Annotated in this window: 17 protein-coding genes; 14 read left to right on the forward strand and 3 right to left on the reverse strand. The window is 45.3% G+C overall.

What is annotated here, in order from left to right; all coding sequences use genetic code 11:
- Window positions 1–135 precede the first annotated feature (135 nt).
- The 10 genes from amrB (at window position 136) to sepF (ending at window position 12,626) form a co-directional block, all read left to right on the forward strand.
- The gene (gene amrB, locus QW597_03355) at window positions 136–945 is read left to right on the forward strand and encodes an AmmeMemoRadiSam system protein B (GenBank protein MEM0155622.1); all 810 of its coding nucleotides are present in this window, start codon (window positions 136–138) and stop codon (window positions 943–945) included.
- Window positions 942–1,964 (forward strand): AmmeMemoRadiSam system radical SAM enzyme, encoded by a 1,023-nt coding sequence (gene amrS / locus QW597_03360; protein ID MEM0155623.1) that lies wholly within the window; start codon window positions 942–944, stop codon window positions 1,962–1,964. Before amrB ends, amrS begins: the two co-directional genes overlap by 4 nt.
- A gap of 129 nt (window positions 1,965–2,093) precedes the next feature.
- A complete protein-coding gene (locus QW597_03365) occupies window positions 2,094–3,227 on the forward strand; it encodes an iron-containing alcohol dehydrogenase (GenBank protein MEM0155624.1) in 1,134 nt (377 codons plus the stop codon).
- A complete protein-coding gene (locus QW597_03370; protein ID MEM0155625.1) occupies window positions 3,228–4,718 on the forward strand; it encodes an aldehyde dehydrogenase family protein in 1,491 nt (496 codons plus the stop codon).
- Window positions 4,719–4,992: 274 nt separating this feature from the next.
- Complete coding sequence (locus tag QW597_03375) at window positions 4,993–6,021, forward strand: DNA double-strand break repair nuclease NurA (protein ID MEM0155626.1); 1,029 nt, start codon at window positions 4,993–4,995, stop codon at window positions 6,019–6,021.
- On the forward strand, window positions 6,002–7,534 hold the full coding sequence (locus QW597_03380) for an ATP-binding protein (protein MEM0155627.1): 1,533 nt from the start codon (window positions 6,002–6,004) through the stop codon (window positions 7,532–7,534). Before QW597_03375 ends, QW597_03380 begins: the two co-directional genes overlap by 20 nt.
- Before the next feature lies 1 nt (window position 7,535).
- The gene (locus QW597_03385) at window positions 7,536–8,681 is read left to right on the forward strand and encodes an exonuclease SbcCD subunit D (protein MEM0155628.1); all 1,146 of its coding nucleotides are present in this window, start codon (window positions 7,536–7,538) and stop codon (window positions 8,679–8,681) included.
- Between the two features lies 1 nt (window position 8,682).
- Entirely contained in the window at window positions 8,683–11,370 is a 2,688-nt protein-coding gene (locus tag QW597_03390) for an ATP-binding protein (protein MEM0155629.1), read from the forward strand.
- A gap of 49 nt (window positions 11,371–11,419) precedes the next feature.
- A complete protein-coding gene (locus QW597_03395) occupies window positions 11,420–12,082 on the forward strand; it encodes a glycosyltransferase (protein ID MEM0155630.1) in 663 nt (220 codons plus the stop codon).
- Between the two features lie 169 nt (window positions 12,083–12,251).
- Window positions 12,252–12,626, forward strand: a complete 375-nt coding sequence (gene sepF / locus QW597_03400; GenBank protein ID MEM0155631.1) for a cell division protein SepF — start codon at window positions 12,252–12,254, stop codon at window positions 12,624–12,626.
- On the opposite strand, the gene QW597_03405 is transcribed toward sepF, so the two are convergent.
- Together QW597_03405 and QW597_03410 are read right to left on the reverse strand one after the other, a co-directional pair.
- Window positions 12,623–14,002 carry an MFS transporter gene (locus QW597_03405; protein MEM0155632.1) on the reverse strand — a complete coding sequence of 460 codons (1,380 nt, stop codon included), beginning with the start codon at window positions 14,000–14,002 and terminating at the stop codon, window positions 12,623–12,625. The two genes, sepF and QW597_03405, sit on opposite strands and share 4 nt — an antisense overlap.
- A 69-nt stretch (window positions 14,003–14,071) precedes the next feature.
- The gene (locus tag QW597_03410) at window positions 14,072–14,758 is read right to left on the reverse strand and encodes a YfcE family phosphodiesterase (GenBank protein MEM0155633.1); all 687 of its coding nucleotides are present in this window, start codon (window positions 14,756–14,758) and stop codon (window positions 14,072–14,074) included.
- Between the two features lie 92 nt (window positions 14,759–14,850).
- Here QW597_03410 and QW597_03415 point away from each other — a divergent pair, with 92 nt between their 5' ends.
- From QW597_03415 to QW597_03425, 3 genes are all read left to right on the forward strand, one after another.
- Window positions 14,851–15,207, forward strand: coding sequence for a metalloregulator ArsR/SmtB family transcription factor (locus QW597_03415; GenBank protein MEM0155634.1), 357 nt, complete (start codon window positions 14,851–14,853; stop codon window positions 15,205–15,207).
- A 2-nt stretch (window positions 15,208–15,209) separates the two neighbouring features.
- Window positions 15,210–16,487 (forward strand): arsenical efflux pump membrane protein ArsB, encoded by a 1,278-nt coding sequence (gene arsB, locus QW597_03420; GenBank protein ID MEM0155635.1) that lies wholly within the window; start codon window positions 15,210–15,212, stop codon window positions 16,485–16,487.
- A 209-nt stretch (window positions 16,488–16,696) separates the two neighbouring features.
- On the forward strand, window positions 16,697–17,446 hold the full coding sequence (locus QW597_03425) for a DUF973 family protein (GenBank protein ID MEM0155636.1): 750 nt from the start codon (window positions 16,697–16,699) through the stop codon (window positions 17,444–17,446).
- Window positions 17,447–17,482: 36 nt separating this feature from the next.
- Here the strand turns inward: QW597_03425 and QW597_03430 are convergent, their stop codons facing one another.
- Complete coding sequence (locus tag QW597_03430) at window positions 17,483–18,406, reverse strand: pirin family protein (protein MEM0155637.1); 924 nt, start codon at window positions 18,404–18,406, stop codon at window positions 17,483–17,485.
- Between the two features lie 236 nt (window positions 18,407–18,642).
- Here QW597_03430 and QW597_03435 point away from each other — a divergent pair, with 236 nt between their 5' ends.
- The gene (locus tag QW597_03435) at window positions 18,643–19,335 is read left to right on the forward strand and encodes a diphthine--ammonia ligase (GenBank protein MEM0155638.1); all 693 of its coding nucleotides are present in this window, start codon (window positions 18,643–18,645) and stop codon (window positions 19,333–19,335) included.
- The last annotated feature ends 6 nt before the right edge of the window (window positions 19,336–19,341 follow it).

Consider the following 19,341-nt stretch of genomic DNA (forward strand, 5'->3'; position numbering starts at 1 on the left):
TTCAATTCATTTTCGTTCTTTCACCCACGGTTGGCATATATCAACAATAATCTCTTACTTTTCACTGAAGAACTGCTTTAATAAACCCTGGGTCACAAATGAAAGGATATTTATTCCTTTTCGCCTTAGTTATTTATGAGATATCCAGCAGTTTCTGGGATGTTCTATCCGGCGGACAAATCTGACCTAGAATCCATCATAGACATGTCGCTGTCGAAAGCTGAAATTCCAGAATTATCCATAAGGAGATTGATAGGGGTCGTTGTTCCTCATGCTGGATACGAGTACTCCGGAACAACGGCAGCGTATTCGTACAATATCCTGAAGAAATATGCTCCTGGCCGAGACTTCGTGATACTTGGCCCAAATCACAGGGGAACTGGTTCAAGCATAAGCACGACCAGAGATGATTGGAGGACCCCGTTGGGTGATGCCCGGGTCAATGTTGACATAATGAATGAGATCCTGTCTGAAGCAAAAATTGTGGATAATGATCCAAGATCCCATCAGGCTGAGCATTCCATCGAGGTCCAGATACCATTCTTGCAGCGGATCTTCGGCAATGACTTCTCCTTCGTTCCCTTATCCCTCTGGTACCAAGAGGAGGACGTGACGGAGATCCTGGGTAATGTTCTATCTAGGCATTCCGATGAGTTCAGCATAATTGCGAGTTCTGATCTTAACCATTACCAGAAAAAGGAAATAACCGATCACAAGGATCTTGAACTGATTGCAAGGATAGAGGAGCTCGACATAAAGGGATTTTATAAGACGTTAAGGGATCTTGACGTCAGTGCCTGTGGATACGGTGCGATCGCAACTCTGATGCGTGTTACAGTGACACTCGGTGGAAAGATCAAGCTCATTCACCATACCACTTCAGGGGAAGTCACTGGCTACGGTGAACCGGTTGTGGGCTATGCCTCTCTGGTGTCCTATCTATGATGGAAGCTTCGCTTTATGAAACGATCAGTGATAACAGGGTAAAGTGCACAGCCTGCTGGAGATACTGCATCCTAAAGCCAGGACAGACCGGATTCTGCGGGGTCAGGTTGAACAGAGAAGGAAAGCTGTATCTCTCTGTTTATGGCATAGTATCTGCAATGCATGTCGATCCCATAGAGAAGAAGCCGGTCCTGCACATGTACCCAAATTCCAAGATTCTTTCTATTTCCACGACAGGTTGCAATTACGCCTGCGCATACTGCCAGAACTGGGATATCAGCCAGAGAAGGAAGGCAGAGGGCGAGGCGATTTCTCCTGAGGACATTGTCGACAAAGCAATCCGGCATGGCTGCGCCGGGATTGCTTACACCTACAATGAACCTACCATTTTCATGGAATTTGCTCATGACGTAGGAGTTCTTGCAAAGAAAAGAGGATTGATTAATATTTTTGTTACAAACGGTTTCGAAACTGATGAGGCAGTCTCAATGGCAGAAGACTTCCTGACAGCAGCCACGGTTGATTTCAAGGGAAATGCGGGGGCAGCATTCTACAGGAAATTCATATCCGTGCCAAGCGCCGATCCCATATATCACACTCTTGAACGGATGAAGAAATCCGGCATTCATTTGGAGATCACGGATCTCGTTGTCACGGAAGTGGGTGATAATACAGATGACCTCAGGAACATGCTCAACCACATACTTGATGCCGTGGGAAATAAGGTTCCGATAGGATTTCTGAGATTCCACCCAGATTTCAAACTCATGGATCTGCCGCCAACACCTATTGAGACCATGGAACTTCACCACGACATCGCGATGGAAATGGGATTCAAATATGTGTACATAGGCAATGCTCCAGGTCACCGTTACGAAAATACGTACTGCCCCGGATGCGGTGCGCTGATAATGGAAAGGCACGGCTTCAGGACCACGAAAGTCATGGTTAAAAGTAATGGAAAATGCAGTTTCTGTGGCTATGACACCGGAATAATAACGGGTAATTGGGGAAAATAGCCCAACCCTAAGACTCTTTGGCAACTTCTTTATAGATTCTCGGGTTGTATTCTCATGGCTTTTTCAGATGATAGAGATACTCGTGGTTGTGCAGGAGAAAATGATTGGAAAAGGGGGCGTGAATTTTAAATGTGGTTTTTCAGGAGCCCACAGGTCGTGTTCGGGGAGGATGCCCTTTCATTCCTTTCAAATCTACCTTTGAGAAGAGCTGCCATCGTCACCGACAGGTTTCTTGCAAAAACTCCCCTACCGGGCATGGTCAGGGATGCCCTCCCGGAAGGTTCTGAAGCCATTGTCATAGGCGATGTTTCAGAGGAGCCTGACATGAACCAGATGCTCTCTGGAATGGAAGAGTTGAAAAAGTTTTCCCCGGACTGGATAATCGGCCTTGGCGGCGGGTCATCTATGGATACTGCCAAGATCATGTTTGCCTTGTACGAGCGTCCCGATCTGTCTGTATATGATGTAACTCCGCTTGTTCCTCTCTACCTGCGGAAGAAGTGCAGGCTGGTGGCCATCCCGACTACAAGCGGGACAGGATCTGAATGTACCTGGGCCGCGGTCATCTCCGAAAAGAACGAGATGAGAAAGAATGAACTGGCGTCTCCGGAAATATTGCCTGACTATGCTATTCTTGATCCGAGAATGGTTTTGAACCTCCCACGCGAACAGACCAGGAACACTGCGGTTGACGCAATCACCCACGCAATAGAATCCTACGTCAGCCAGTGGAAGAATCCATATTCAGACGCACTTGCGGAAAAAGCTCTTTCACTTATCATTGGCAACCTTGGAAAGGTTTTGGAGAACCCCTCAGACCTGGAATCGAGGAGCAACCTACACATAGGTGCCTCCATGGCAGGACTATCTTTCTCGAATTCCCAAATCGGCCTGGCTCATGCGCTTGGGCATTCACTCGGTGCGCATTTCAAAATTGCACATGGAAAGGCGGTTGGGTTGTTCCTTCCCATTGTGATTGGTTACAATAACAGATCAAGTGGAAATAGGTATGACGTGCTGAATTCACTTTTCCCTGGTTCCATCAGAAAGGGAAATCTACAGGAATCAGTGGTGGCCCTTTTCAAAAACATAGGACAGCCTGTTAGCATAGGGGAAACCATGATCACTAGGGAAGATTACCTGAAATCACTTGATTCACTTGTCTCTCTTGCTTCTGAATCTACTGGTGTGACCATGAACCCAGAAGATTCCAATTCCGAAGATATCAGGAAAATGTTTCTTGCTGCACTCGGAGGTGCGTGAATGGTGGAGAAATACGGGAACTTTATAAACGGAAGTTTTGATTTTGATGGAGAACAGCTGGATCTCAGGAGCCCGACTGACGGATCAGTCATAGCTCGCATTACCATTGCTGGAAGAGAAAAAACTGAGGAGGCAATAGACGCTGCGTATGACGCATTTTATAGGAAGTGGGTCCATACGTCCATAAAGGAACGCCGTGTGCTCCTTGAAAGGCTTGCAGACAGGATAATGGAAAGGTCTGGAGAATATTCCACACTTGAATCTTTAAACACAGGGAAAACCCTCAGGCAGAGCACCCTGATGGATATACCCCTTGGGATTGAGCATATAAGGTATTTCGCCAACAATGACGATTTCAATCAGAGCCGGAGAATAAAACATCCGGAATACCCGGATACTGAGGGGGAAGTTCAGTATGCACCCATGGGCGTGGTTGGTGCCATTGCACCATGGAATGTTCCCTTTCTGATGGCTGTATGGAAACTTGCACCGGCCCTCCTCGCAGGCAATACGGTTGTATTGAAACCGTCGCACTTTACTCCCTTAACCGCGCTGCAGATGGCTGCGGACATAAGAGAAGCGGGTTTCCCACCTGGAGTCGTGAATGTAGTTACCGGACAAGGGTCCTCGGTGGGAGAAGCAATGACCCAGAGCAGAAAAGTCAACATGATCAGCTTCACGGGATCAACGATCACAGGAAGGAAGATAATGCGAGATTCCTCCGAAAATATAAAGAAAGTAACACTGGAACTAGGTGGAAAATCCCCAAACATCGTGATGGATGATTGTGATCTTGACCACGCTGTGAAGGGTGTAATGTTTGGCATATTCCTGAATTCTGGCCAGCTGTGCGAGTCAGGCAGCAGACTGCTTGTCAGCTCGAAGATCAGGGAAAAATTCCTCCAGAGGATGAGATCGTATCTGGAAGGTATGAAGGCAGGGAATCCAATGGATATGGAAACGGATGTGAGTGCAATCACTACCGAAAAGCAGAAAAAAAAGATCACAAGCCTTGTGGAAAAAGGTGCCGCGGATGGTTCAAAGATCTTTTACAGGAAGAACATGACATCTGCACCTGAAAGCGGATTCTATTATCCGCCAACCATTCTCACTGAAGTCCCCCCTGAATCTGAAGTGGCGCGGGAGGAAATATTTGGACCTGTACTTTCCGTGACTGAATTCGACTCGGACGACGAGGCAATAGAAATCGCAAATTCCTCCAGATACGGTTTAGCTGCCGGGGTATGGAGCCAGAACATATCGCGCGCGAGGAAAATTGGGAGCAGACTTGAATCCGGCACGGTATGGGTCAACGAGTATCATCTGCTCTCTGCAGCAGCTCCCAGGGGAGGGTTCAAGGATAGCGGAATTGGCAGGGAGCTGGGCATGGAAGGTATCCTGGAATATACCCAGACGAGGCATCTGTTCATAAGCAAGGGAAAAACGGATCAGGATGATGTGGCCTATGGTTTGCTGCTTGGATCGCAATAGTGCCACATGCAAAATATGGATGGTTTCCAGGTGTAAACTTCCGTTGTTGCGAAGTGCTAATGCCCATTGAGTTGACAATAAAGAGTATGTCTACCGGGGCCTTTGCCATGCAGATCATTCAATGATGTTTACTGTTAGGAGGTTCGGGAATTTAGCTCTGCCACAGCGGGAAAATCCTTTTTACCATCGTACGACACACGCATGATCCTTTTCCTGATCTCCTGCAAACTCCAGTAAAGCTAAGTTTTTATTTGCCTGTTGGAATAGAGTCAACATGAATGATACGTTTTCCGAGTTTGTGGATTACCTAACGGAAAACATGCAGTACATCAAGGATTCGTTGGTAATGGACAGGGGATCGGAATCTTACAAGCACTATGAGAAGGTCTTCCTCGAGAATTTCCACGAGTATCGGGCTGTTGGTGACTTCAGGGGATCTGTGTCTGCAACAGACAGCACTGAGTTCGTGAGAGAACTGTATTCGGGAAAGAAGATCGTACTTATCAGAGCGTACACTAGGATGGGCAATGATGTTACAAGCAAATTCCTTGCGGAGGTTCTCTCAGTGGGCCGTGATGACCTGAGCCTGTTCATAGGTCTTCTCATGGAACACTATGAGCATCTTTCCACGATGGAATCCCTGAAGACCTGCAAACAGGACTTTGCACTGATCGACGGTTCACTTGTGGGACGTCTTATCCACGATCGGGGAAAACTCAGTGCCTCTGGCTATGAGAACTTTACTGAACTTTATTTTTCAACCCTTGAGGAACTTTTTCATATTTCTGCTGAAGTAGAAGTGCCGCTAGTTTTTGTTTCAAAGAGTTCTGATTCCAGAGTATTTACACGATACCTCCAGACACTGATTGGGGATTCTGGAAGATTTGGGGATGAGACTGACCACCTTCTTGTAAGATCCATAGCCCAGAGCCACGGATATACTACTCCAATAATGATGCCCATGAAGATAGGCGCCACGGGACGCAGGATAAACGTGGTGTCTTTTCACGCCGTGCCTGATACCATCGATCTTCCTCTTAAGGTCGACATATTTAATGGCAAGAAACAAGAAGAAATCATCGAATCTCCTATACCGGTTGAGGTGAACCGGGAAATACTGAGTATGATTTTTTGGGGTTACGGGGGTATCAAGGCTCACAATATCTGGCTTGCGGATGTAGACAGGCTTGTGAAATTCAAGACACCTGAGATTGAGAATCTCTACATGAAAACATTTGAAAAGATGACAGGTATACATTTCTATGAAACGAGGGGTGAACGACGTGCAAGAATCCGCATCTAACATTGGTTACACTGTTGGGGAGAATACCTCTGATCGTTTTCAATTCGTGATCAGCGTCGATACTCCTGTGAAGAAATGGGACTATGTTACTATAATGTATGGTGGTTCGAAAATCCTTGGACGGATAGAGAGAATTGTGTCGCGAAGTGAACTTCTGAATGACAGCATGGATTTCTCCAGCATACAGAAGTATGTTGAATCCAATATAATGGATCAGGTCTGCATATGCCAGGCACGCACGCTGGGATTATTCGATGGGGGGAAGCTAAAACAGTCAAGGGAACTGCTCCGCCCAGGGCTAAAGGTGTATTCAGCTGAATCATCTCTGCTTCAGAAAGCATTTGGCTATCCCGGTGACGATGCCATAGAAATAGGCTACCTGGGTGACAGGCAGGACGTTAAGATTTCGGTCAGCGCGAATGGGCTGAGAAGGCATCTTGCCATTGTTGCACAGACAGGCGCCGGAAAGAGTCACACGGCAGGCGTGATAATGGAAGAACTGCTGAGGAAAGGCGCTTCAATTATTGTGCTTGATTCTCACGCGGATTACGTATTCATGAAATCTGGAGGAACGGCAAATCCGTATTCACGGTTCATCAGGACCTTCCGGACGCCACTGAGCACCGGAAGGTATGATCTGGCAGGCAAGGGGATAGTGGAAGAATTCACACTCCGCTTCCAGGACCTTACGATTGAAGACGTCACAGGAATAATGAACATAAGGGAAAACTGGACAAACCTTGCAAACATCGTTGAGAATGCGATGAAGTCCATGACCGGAAAGGGAGATTTCGCCGATTTTCTCAACGCACTTGAGAATCTACCAGCAGGTGACAGGAGAAAGATAGATGGCAGGATAAAGTTCCTGAAAAAAATCAGAGGCATATTTTCGGACGCCACGACGGGAAGGTCAGATTACCTTGCTCCGGGCCAGATGAGCATTCTTGACCTTTCCGGAATGGATCAGTTCATGGCGAATTATTTCTCTTACAGAGTTGTCAACGAAATCTATGAGAGCAAGCTTTCCTCCGCGTACAGGTATCCTGTATTCATTTTTGTCGAAGAGGCTCATAATTTTGTCCCTCCGGGATCTGTGACCCAGATTTCACAGATCATCAAGAAGATCGCTTCCGAGGGGAGAAAATTTGGCATATTCCTGGTTGTCATCACCCAGAGACCGGGGAAGATAGACCAGGATGTCCTCAGCCAGTGCAACTCCGAGATCATCCTGAGGATCACGAACCCACTGGACCAGAAAGCCATTATTGAAAGTGGAGAAAGTGTGGGAGAATCAGTGATGTCTGATCTTCCCTCACTGGATATCGGTGAGGGGATCCTGCTTGGGGAATTTGTCCGGATGCCGGTAATTGTGAAGATAAGGGAGAGAGAGACAATTGAGGGGGGAGGAGATGTTGACATCGTTACCCTTCTTAAGGAAAGCCTTCAGGAAAGAAAGAAAAAAAATAGCGCCGATAGCGTGAGAGGGGATATATCCAGCGTAATGGGTGATTGAGATGATAAAATTCATGCATATTTCTGACACACATCTTGGGGCCAGGCAATATATGATGGAAACCAGGGAGGAGGATTTTTACGATTCATTCAAAGAAGCAATAGATATAGGATTCAGGGAAGATGTTGATTTTTTTGTGCATTCCGGTGACCTTTTCCATTATGCCGACCCGAGCAATAGGGCGCTTACAGAATTCAAGAATGCCGCTCTCAGGATCAGGGAGGGTGGAAAGAAAATGTACGTGATTCTGGGGGACCATGACAGACCGAAGCGCGTAGATTTCCCTGCCGCGAACATATTTGACCACCTCAACATCATCCTTCTGGGAAAAGATGGCTGCGAAAGTACGGCATATACCAAAAATGGCGAGGAGGTAACGATATGCGGAATTTCAAATATGAAGGGTTTCAGGAAACCGAGGCTACCGGATGAATACAGGAAAGCTGAAGCTGTCGCGAAAGGGGCTCAATCCTCCATCCTGATCTCTCACCAGGCAATCGAAGGTTACCTTCCGCCAGACGAATGTGAAATCCTCAGGAAGGAACTCCCGGTGAACTTCAGTTATATGGCTTTCGGGCATATCCACGATTCTGACCTCCAGAACATAGGCAACAGTACCCTTGCGTACGCCGGATCCACCGAGATGACAAGCACTAGGGAGATTAGATCATATGCAAAGAACGGGAAAGCTGTCAACATCGTTGCACTTGAAAATGGAAAAGCAACTGTGAAGAGGATTATCCTGAGCAAAGTGAGACCACAGTTTGTGGTTGACGCGAGACCTGAAAATTACCTCAAGCTTGTTGAGGATGGTATATCGAAGGCACAAAGTTCAGGCCACTTGAAAACTCCAGTGGTCACAGTGAGCATATCAGGGAAGATCGATAAGGCAGGTGTCATGGAGAAGTTGAACTCAATGAAAGAGGCAGCCATTTTCAGGAAACCAGAATTCATAAGCGAGGAACATGCGTCTAAGGAGAGACCTGATGAAAACAGCATGCGAAGCTACTTCGAGACGTATTTCGCCGAGAAGAAGGACATGGCTGAACTGGCCATGAAACTCTATGAGACGCTTCTCAGGGAAGATGATAACATAACGTATACCACAGTCTTGAACCAGCTTGGCGTAGAAGAAGGTGACCTGTAACTTGATACTAAAATCAGTGGCGCTATCAAATTTTGTTTCCCACGAAGACAGCAGCATCGATTTTGCGACAGGAGTGAATATGATCGTTGGGCAGAACGGGGCTGGAAAATCCAGCATAGTGGATGCGATCAAGTTCGCGCTTTTCAACGAGCGCAGATCAGGAAGCGTGCAGGATTTGATTAAGGTGGGAAAGACAGAGGCATCCGTAACTCTGAACTTCAACATGGGAGGCCTGAGTTATGAACTCTTCCGGTCAATTGCAATCAAGAAAGGAGCAAAAGAAGCTTGGTTGAAAGCTGACGGGTCCATGATAGCGGAAACATCTGAAGGTGTTTCGTCGCAGATTTCAAAAGTACTCGGGATGTCCAGAGAAGTCTTCCTTAATTCCGTTTTTGTGAAGCAGGGCGATATCGACTCCCTTATTTCGGATGAGCCCAGGAAGAGAAAGGATTTCCTTGCGAAAGTCATAAACATAGAAAGGCTTGCCAAACACGCCGCCAAGATAGGGGAATACATACACAGAATGGAGATGGAAGTCTCCAGACTGAAGTACAGTGAGGATAGGTATTCGGAGATCATGACCACGATCAACCAGATTCATGCTGATCTTGAGGAACTTTCGACCCGATCCCGATTAATCAATGAGGAGATCACCTCTGTCTCAGTCAAATTGCAGGAAAAGACAGAGGAAAGAGATGATTTTTACAGATCTTACCAGGACTACCTGTCCAAGATGAGCCAGATGAAAACCATGAAATCCGATATAAACAGTGCAATAGAAAGAATAAATGAGACAAAAAGACTGATGGAATCTCTGGCAGATACAGAAAAGAGGATGAGAGAAATAGAGAATGATCCGCTGTATCGCAATGGGGAAAAAATATCACGATACCTTCTACTTGCAAAAGATCTCCGTTCTGCTAAGGATAGGCTTGCCTACGTGACCGATGGAATGGAAAGATACGAAAACCTGGATACTAAACTCAGGACGCTTCAGGCAGACTTTGATGAATACAACGAGCTGGAAAAGAAAGCCGCGATTATGGAAGATCAGCTTGCAGAAGGGAAGCCTATACAGAAAGAGTATGAAAAAGCATTGCAGATACTGGAGATACAGAGAGGACGCAAAGAGAAACTTGAGATTGAAACAATGGATCTGGAGAAATACAGCGACCTTTTTCCTCAGGGAGTGCCCATTAACGCTGACTCAATCAGCGCTGTTCAAGGTAAATTGAATGCTGACAGGCTGGAAGCTTCTGGCAAGATAGAGTCAATAAAGTCTGAGGTCATCTCATTGAATAAGACCCTGAATGACATCAGACAGAACTTACAAACACTGGAGGGGAAGAGCGTGTGCCCCCTTTGCGGTTCAGAACTGACCGAGGATCATATTTCCACCATGCTCGAGGAGTACCGCTTAAGGGAACAGGCGATTCTAAATGAGATATCTGAAGCCTCAGCGAAGAAAACTGCCCAGACGGAAATTGTATCTGATCTCACCGCCAAGATCGACCGGATCCAGAGCGCTGATCTAAGAAATCTCATCACCGCCGTGTCCAACCTGAGTTCATCACGAAAGGAATATGAGGAAGCGAAGAGGAGCGTGGCGGAAAATTCTGCCACCTATGAAAGGTTGAAATCAGTCGAGGTTGATGCCAAGAATATCAAGGAAAGGATGGGGGCACTCAACAGGAATCACAGTGAATATTCTGTCACGGTTGCCACACGAGACTCCATCAAGATTAATGATCTCAGGAACCAGCGTTCGACAATAGCTAGAGAGATCTCTGACATAGATTTGCGCATGCGAAAAATAGAGATGGAAATTGGCTTTGTTCCGGGCATTGACAGCGTCGAATCTCTTGAAAGAATAAGGAGAGAATATGCCGACATTTCGAGGAAGATTAATCAATTGAACTCGCTTAAGGCGGCGGAAAGCGAGATATCGCAGAGGATAGGGGAAATGGAAAGGATGCTGTCGGATCTTTCGAAAGAGGCTGATATGGAATCCAGTTCAGAGATAGCCTACAGGAAGGCTGAAGAAGCTTACCAGTCCCTGAGAAACGAGTTGCTGGACAGACAGATGGCATTGGCAGAAATTACCGGAAAAGAGAAGCAGATGAGCGAAAGCTTGAAAATTCTGGAGACCGAAAAGGACGCACAGGAAAAATACAGGAGGAGATTTATTCAGTATAGGAATGCTATCTCGAAACTTGAAGATATCAGGAGGGCCTTTGACAGAGACGGCGTTCAGAAGATTATAAGAAAACGATTCTCCTCTTATATCTCTGACAAGACAGTCTCCCTGATTTCATCTTTCAACCTCAATATTGATGATGTTGTCGTGGGCGAAGATCTGGACATACAAGTGTCACAGAACGGTGCAATGGTCGCAATGGAGTCTCTCAGCGGGGGAGAAAGGACTGCCTTGGCTATAGCAGTCCGGCTCGCCATATCAAGCTACCTCGAGAACAAGATAAGCACAATAATAATGGACGAGCCTACGACGTTTCTAGACGAGGACAGAAGGGCTGACCTCAGAGATATCATACAATACTCCCTTAAGGATGAGGGGATCGTTCCCCAGCTTGTGCTCATAACACACCACAAGGAACTCTATTCTGTGGCGGACGCGATGTATGAGATAAGGAAGGAAAACGGAAAAAGCGAAGTGACGAGAATAGGCTGATTCTCAAAACAAACGTATTATAGAATGTACATGATAGGGTTTTTAATTCATGCCTAAAATAAGTGCAGTTATACCTACGATGAACGAAGAACACACCATAGGAGATGTCATAGATGGCCTGAAAACACTTGGAGATCTTGAAATCATTGTAGTGGACACAGACTCTAGAGATAGAACAAGGGAAATTTCTGCATCAAAGGGGGCAAAAGTAATAGAACAACCGCTTCGAGGGTATGGCATTGCCTACAAGACGGGCCTGAAAGAGGCCAGTGGAGACATTGTAATCTGCCTTGATGGTGATGGAACTTATCCAACCGAAATGGTGGACACCCTAATTGATGTGCTGAACAAAGATGATGTGGATTTTATCTCCTGCGACAGGATGACACTGAGAAATGACGACAACTACACGCGACTCCATTTTTTGGGCAACAGTATCCTGAACCTTACCATACGCATCTTTTTCAGGCATTCAATGAAGGATTCACAGAGTGGAATGTGGGTTTTCCGTTCCGGAATATACAGAAAAATGGGACATTTAAGCGATGGGATGTCTTTCTCCCAGGAAATTAAGATAGAAGCCATGAGAAAGGGAAAATTCATAGAAATACCTATAAGATACGGAGTGAGGATTACAAAACCGAAACTCAAAACCTGGGGGGACGGTTTCTCCAATCTGTTCAATATTTTCATAAAAATGATTAGGAAATGAGAGCATTTCCTTTCTAAAATATAAGTTACATAAGAGTCATCTATTTCCCAAGTGGTGTCAAATGATCTCCACAGTTTCGTTTAATTTGCCGTCAGGATATTTTCCTGCATAGAAGAGCCAAAGAATTTGAAAAAATATTTAAGTCAGGTGAGGCTTATTCACTGATCAGATGGCACTTTTCAAGGCAAAAAAAACGAAACTGAAGTCATCCAAGGATAGCGACGGTTCTAGGAGGTTTATAGATCTTGACGATATGAAACTCCAGGATGATTTTACTGGGTCCGATATGGTGATACGTATCGTAGAAATCAATCGCTATGACGATGTCTCCAGACTGTCAGAGCTAACCTATACAGGTTCAATATTGATCATAGACTACAACCCGATTGCAGGGGATGAACTCGTAAGAAGGAAGGTGCTGGATGATATCAAGTATCTTGGTCATGATACCGGCGGAGATGTGGCTGGTTTCGGAAAAAACATGGTCATCCTGACGCCCAGGGGAGTCTCTGTGGACAGAAATGTTATAAGAGGGATTATTTAAGGCAGGGGATTTTGCGCACTGGCTCCCTGTAATGCGGGCACCTTGATCTTCAGGATAATGGAGAGCCCTGCAGTGACGACCGCGGCGGCTATCAGAAAATCTGCAGAATAGCCAAAATAGAGGGCTAAAAATCCAGATACTCCCGCTCCAAGAATCTGCCCAACGCCGTTGAGTGAGTTGTACATACCTATGACCCCTCCCCGAACAGTCCTTTCACACATCTTGGATATTGAAGTCACCTCTGAAATGCTTATAAGACTCCACAATCCTCCGAGCACACCGTAAAAAGCGAGCATTATTACAAGCAGGAGGAGATTCCATGTTATCACGAATGGTATCAGAGCCGCTACTGTGAATATGGCTATTCGGGATAAAACAGATGTCGAGATCGTCTTGGTCGGCCCGATCCTGTTTACCATCATTCCCGCGGGGCGGAAGGCTATGGTTGAAAATAGGCTGTTCAAAAGGTACATTATGAAGATTTCCAGGTTACCTGCTCCAAACCTGTCGATAAGAAAAACTGGAAACGGAACAAAGAATATCTGGAATCCAAACATAAGCAGCGTGGTGGAAAAAAGATATTTTTTTAATGACCCTGAAAGCTTGTGCTTTTTCTTGCCATTACCCTCCTTGAGAACGTGAATAATAAAAGAAGGCAGGTATCTCGTTCTTTCGATTACCCGGACAGTGAAAAGCTGATTCACCCTGTTTCTCCTGATCTTCCTGATCGGTTCAGGAAGAAGGTACAGGGAACTCAGTGCTGCGATGAGGTAAACCACGGCCGAGACAAGATAGATGTCCGGAAGGGATGATCCCGTCATTGCTGTGTCTCCAAGTACTAGGATCGAGCCAAAAATAAGGCCCAGCACTGTTCCGATCGAGGCTATCATGTTGAAGCTGGACATAATGGGCGGCCACTTGATCTCGGCAGTATTCTCCAGAATGATCATTGTTGATACCGGCACGCTAGCCATGGCTACGATCTGGAATACCATAAGTACCGCAATGTACTCCCAGACCCCGCTAATTATGGTAATAAATAAAAGTGTAACAAACGATCCGAAAAAACCAGTAAACACAAAAATCTTTCTTCTTCCAACCTTATCGGAAAGGTTCCCCCAGTAAATAAGGGCAGGAACCGAGGCCAGTGAAGAGAGCGCAGAGGCTATACCAACATAGGATACGTTATAGCCAAGATATATGACAACAAAAAGCGGTATTAACGGAGTATTTATTCCGCCTGCAACGTTTGACAGCAGATAACTGACAAACCAACCCCGCCTGAGTTCTCCATTCTTGGTTATAAGGCTACTGTGGGTATCGCCCGCATCCCCTTTATCGGGTTCGGCCTCACTCCCTGTTGCCTCGATCGTTATTAACCACTTCTTGTTTCGCGGTTATTGCGAAAAGCGATTTTAATCTATTGAGCCACTTTAGGGCTTAGCTTAGATATAGAATTTGCGGAGTTTATTCATCATGATTTCATTTCCGACAATCTCTTCCAGCATTTTCAATGTTTTTTCGTGATCATAACTGAATCTTTTGAAAGTGACTTCCATGGTATCTGTGTCCATTGTCGCGTAATGAGGCTTCCAGTTCCCGTCCCTTGGTTGGCCTACACTTCCGGGGTTGAGTATTCTGTTCTTGTAGTACATGGGATAATGTGTATGTCCGACCATGATCATTGAATATTCAACAAGATTCTTGTCCTTACTCACCATTTCTGCCTCGCTCCCATACATATATCCATTCAGGCTGTTATACGGGGAGGCATGTGTCATGTAGACCTTGATATTATCAATATCTGTAATGATCTTTTCCGGCAATTGCTTCATCTTTTCCAGGTCCTGTTTTGAAAGCAATGTACGGGATATTTCCTTTCTTGTATATTCACTCAAGTCATGCATATCAAGTGAGCAGTGACAGTCCTCGTCATATGCAACGGCCCTGTCATGGTTTCCCATGACTATATAATCAGCATTTTCATTGATAAAATCGAATACTTCAACCGGCTGAGGTCCGTAGTCCACGGAATCACCGAGAAATATCATCTTGTCAAACTTCTCGGCTGATACTGCCGTCTTGAGAGATTCCAGGTTAGAATGTGCGTCGGAGATTATTAGCAGCCTCATGGATAGAGATCATCAAAATCTATTTAAGCAAGTGGTGCCGAATTTGGAATGGTAAAAATTTTATATGAAAATTTAATCATATGAAGAAAAATTTGTTTGAGAAAAAAAGCTCCCATGTTGGAGATCTGCTAATTTATAAAATGCTCTCCGACAATTTGAGGTTGCAGATTGTCAAGATACTTTCCTCGGGAGAACAGTGTGTCGGTGACCTTGTCCGCAAAACATGCCATTCTCAGTCCCTAATTTCTCACAAGCTGAAGGATTTACGAGAAACAGGTCTTGTCACTAGCCATTATTCTGGTAAGAGGATAATATATAACCTGTCTGATGATTCCCTGAAAAAACTGCTAAAACAAGGGGAGAATACGGGAAATTTGATCTCGGAGAGATGCGAATGTGTGGAGTGTACGTACAAATCCGATGAATTTCACAGTAAAGACCCGGTGTGATGATGCAGATCCTTTTTCTGGCATCTCTTGCAATCTTCATATTCACCCTCTTCTTTGTCATAAAAAGGCCAAGGAACATTGGCATAGGATACTCCGCACTCATTGGAGCTGCATTGTCCGTTCTCCTCGGAATAACCTCTCTTCATGATGTCGTTGTTGTCTGGAATATCGTGTGGAATGCCACTTTCACCTTTGTAGCAATTATAATTGCGTCACTGGTTTTCGACGATGCTGGTTTTTTTGAGTACCTTGCGCTCAGGATCGCCAAGTTCTCCGGAGGAAATGCCAGGATGCTCTTCATACTAATTATTCTCCTTGGTGCCGGGATTTCTGCTGTATTTGCAAACGATGGCACTGCTCTGGTTTTGACCCCCATAGTGGTGGCTATTGTCTACAGGTCCGGTTTTGACTCCAAGCACGTTCTGCCTTTCGTTATGGCGACCGGTTTCATAGCAGACACAGCCAGCATCCCGTTCACGATAAGCAATCTTGTTAATATCATATCCGCCAGCTATTTCTCCATACCGTTCCTTATTTTCGCCCTGAAGATGATTCTTCCCGATGTTGTGTCCATCCTCGCGACGGTGGTATTTGTATGGCTTTACTATCGGAAAGCCGTGCCGTCCAGATTCGCCGTGGAAAGCCTCGCAAAACCAGAATCGGCGATAAAGGATCCTTTGGTTTTCAAGCTCGCGATTCCTGTGATTGTTACCCTGGTGGCTCTCTATTCCATAGGCGGTATCTTCAATGTTCCCATTGCGTTTATTGCCCTGCCTGGAGTAACAGCACTTTTTCTGGTAGCCAAGTTCCATGGGAAGATAGATACTACAAAGATATTGCTGGAAGCCCCGTGGCAGATAGTGCTTTTTTCTCTCGGCATGTACATAGTTGTATTTGGCCTTGGTGCTCAGGGATTAACTCAGTATATGTCTTCCTTGATACTGTTCATTTCGAAATTAGGCAATCCGGCATCTATTGTCTTCTCCGGAGTTATATTTGGGCTTACAGCCGCCATAATGAACAACCTTCCCTCTGTCATGTTAGGTAATCTTGCTATCGCAGGCATTCACGGCCCATTGACCCTAGTCTATGCGAATGTCATAGGCAATGATATCGGGCCAAAGTTCACGCCAATAGGGTCACTGGCAACACTGTTATGGCTTTACACACTCGAGAGAAAAAGAGGGGTAAGAATAACTCCCCGTGAATACATGAAAGCGGGTTTCATCATCGCGATGCCGGTTCTTGTTATAACTCTCCTGGCGCTGGCGTATATTTAATGCTCTTTATTTACAACTAAATGACGGAAAAAGGATTTGTCCTTCTGAAGGGCAAGCTAGAGTGTATTGAGACAGGGATGCTAAATATTAGGAATCCACATCAGATAGCCTAGTTTTTGCATTATGGTAGAATCCTTGCACAAACATTGCTATGCGACTCCCTGCGATCTGGGAAAAACAATTTATTAGGTCTTAAAACATAGCGCGCCATGACCAGGTTATGCCCGACATGTGGGTCAGTGGTAGATGATCAATCCACCGTATGCCCTGTTTGTGGGCTAGATATCAAACCCGTAGCAAACGGGAGCGATATTTCCGGAATATTATACATAAGGATATTTGCCATAATCAGCCTGATCGTAGGAATTGTTGGCATAGTAGAAACATATACCAGCCTTGGGATCAGCGATATCTTTACCGTCTTCCAGACCCAGGGAAGTAATGCCGCAAGTCAGCTTATACATTCACCCGACTTCTTATATTACTTGATCATCTCAGGGGTCTCTCTCGTAGTCTCTATTCTTGAGTATTATGTGCTGTACCTTGGTTATGCTCGGCTTTCTCGCCTGTCGGAAATGTTCAGAACTCCAAAAACAGGTTCTATCTTCCTTGTATTTGGACTTATCTTGGTCATTGTTTCCCTGCTGGCCATATTACCTATGATTCCAAACATATTTACGGATTTGAATAACCTGACCTTTACTGGCTCTGAACTTACTGGGCTTATAATCGCTGCGATTGTTCTTCTTATCGGTGCGATTATGCTACTTGTTGGGGTGGTACTTGCGGTGATACTTGGTATGCACAGGATCTCGCACCAGTTCAACGCAGGCCTGTTTGACGCTGCTATGGTACTTTATATCCTTTCATTCCTCTTCTCACCACTGTCAACTGTTGCCGCCATACTTGCACTTCTAGGATGCAATGAAATAATTGAAAGAAGCCATACAAGCGCTTGAAGTATTGAATGTGGAGTTTAGCCTTCCGCAAGGCTCTCACTGAAACACCGGGTTCCTGTCCCGTATGAATGTGCCTCTTCTGAGGTCAGACAGGGCTTCATCTATTTCCTCCCTTGTATTCATTACCATGGGGCCATACCAGTATATTGGATCATTTAGCGGTTTTCCCGACAGTAAAATGAATCTTCCAGTCTTATCGCCAGAGGATACCAGCACTGAATTTCCTACCTGATCGAACACTGCTGCAGACCCTGGAGATAAGTTCTCTCTTTCTTTACCAACTGCAACTCCACCAGCAACATTGTAAACTATCGACGTGTATCCGGGTTTTACACTGAAGTTAAATTCCGTTTCTCTTTCCATTCTCACATCCAGGTAGGTTGGATCTATCTGAGTTCGGCCTTTTAGCGAGCCTGATGTGCCCATGTAATCTCCCGCCACGATTTTTACCTTAGAACCGTTTCCGTCTTCTACTACCGGAGTCGTCTTTCCCCTAATGTCATTATACATTGGCGTAGACATTTTTGACTTAGCAGGCATATTTATCCATAGCTGAAAGCCTACAGACGCTGTCGGCATTCCTGTTGTCTTCAGCAGCTCTCTTGGGTCTTTCTCATCAAGGGGCTTTGGCATTTCCTGGTGAAAGATGCCACTTGCGGCTGACATCCACTGAATATCGGATGGATAAATGGTTCCCTTGTTCCCTTCGCTGTCCTGATGTTCAACCTTTCCCTCCAGAATATATGTAACTGTTTCTATACCACGATGAGGATGCCATGGAAATCCTGCCATATACTCTTCCGGTTTGTTTGATCCAAAATGATCCAACAATAGAAATGGATCTGTCAACGTTGCCGAAACATGTCCCCCAAATATCCTCTTCAGCCTAACGCCCGCACCATCAGTAGTTTCCGATCCTAAGTATACCTGTTTTACCCTCTTTATCTTTGAATCTGTCACATTTATCGCCTATGTACCACTTAACTGCCTTAGTACTCTTTAAGTAGTATTTTCATACTTAGTATCACAAACAGATTAAAATATCTTTTTATTAATAGCGATTTTCAAGTGCGTTCCTGCGCATACATTGCGTTTGAGAAGGAGTAGTAAGTACTCCATATCACTTAATATTTCTATCGGTTTATATAGTATTTGGAACTTAAAAAAATTTATTACGTCTGAGTCATCGTCTTCTTATGGTAGGCCGCCCTGATGCGCTCAAGCCAAAAGCAGCAGTTTCCTGGAGCACAGGAAAAGATTCCGCATACGCACTTCTCAGGACACTGGCTGAGGGAAAGTATGACGTTATAGCCCTCCTCACAACAGTTACCACGACGTACAACAGGGTAAGCATGCATGGCGTACGCCAAGATCTTCTGCTAGAACAGGCACGCAGGATAGGTTTGCCGGTGGTTGAAGCCAAGATACCGTCCAAGAGTGACAATGCTACGTATGAGGCAAGCATGGCAAATGCAACACAAGAACTGAGAGGTATGGGAGTTACACACATTATCTTCGGTGACATATTCCTGCAAGATGTCAGAGATTACCGTGAATCTAAAATGAGAGGGACCGGAATCGAGCCCGTATTTCCGCTCTGGGGAAATAATACTAAATCACTGGCAGAGGAGATCATTTCCTCCGGAATAAAAGCCAGGATAGTGAGTCTTGACCCTACCAAACTTGATAGAAAGTTTGGCGGATCAGAATTTGACATGGATTTTTTGCGAACTATACCTAAAGAAGTGGATCCCTGTGGAGAAAAGGGAGAATTCCATACCCTTGTATATGATGCTCCATTTTTCAGACTTCCGATACCGGTAACAAATGGGGACTCCGTGGACAGGGAAGGTTTCTATTTTACCGATGTAACCGTTGTGGCCAGATAGCCCCAT

Source organism: Thermoplasmataceae archaeon (assembly GCA_038729425.1).
In the GTDB taxonomy this organism is placed as follows: domain Archaea; phylum Thermoplasmatota; class Thermoplasmata; order Thermoplasmatales; family Thermoplasmataceae; genus B-DKE.